Origin of the sequence: Pseudomonas sp. HR1 (assembly GCF_030175875.1) — a bacterium.
GTDB classification, from domain to species: domain Bacteria; phylum Pseudomonadota; class Gammaproteobacteria; order Pseudomonadales; family Pseudomonadaceae; genus Chryseomonas; species Chryseomonas oryzihabitans.
Window position 1 is genome coordinate 1 of the sequence record NZ_JASNRF010000070.1, and the last position, 602, is coordinate 602.

Below are 602 nucleotides of genomic sequence, written 5' to 3' on the forward strand. Positions count from 1 at the left end.
TGATCGAGCACCAGGCAGGCGGCCTCTCGTTTGAACTCGGGCGTAAAGGAACGACGTTGCTTGGTCATCAGACACCTCTCTATGGCGAGCATTCTCGCCCTAAATGGGTGTCCGGAATCAGTAGACCACTACACTTCGCAACCGAAGCCTAAGCCTAAGCCGACAGGCTTCAAACTACACGCGTTTGACGGAGCCGGAGTGCGTTGAACACAACCGATGCTGAGCTGAGGCTCATGGCCAGGGCAGCAATCATCGGAGACAGCAACAGTCCGAAGAACGGATAGAGCAGACCTGCGGCAATCGGGATGCTCAACCCGTTGTACATAAAGGCAAACAGAAGGTTCTGACGCATATTGCGAACCGTCGCCACCGAAAGCGTGCGCGCGCGCAGTATCCCCATCAGGTCACCTTTAACGAGCGTAACTTGGGCGCTGTTCATGGCGACGTCAGTGCCCGTGCCCATCGCTATGCCGACATCAGCCCTGGCGAGCGCCGGCGCATCATTTATTCCGTCGCCTGCCATGGCGACTACTTTACCTAGGGCTTGTAGCTTAACCACCAGCGCCTCCTTGTCTTGCGGCTTCACTTCGCCATGCACCTCA

The 602-nt window shown here is 57.0% G+C and carries 1 protein-coding gene; it reads right to left on the reverse strand.

The genetic code is table 11. From position 1 onward, the window contains the following. Positions 1-169: 169 nt before the first annotated feature. Positions 170-602 (reverse strand): HAD-IC family P-type ATPase (locus QKY98_RS23635; RefSeq protein ID WP_284671708.1); only part of this gene is annotated, 433 nt, incomplete at its 5' end.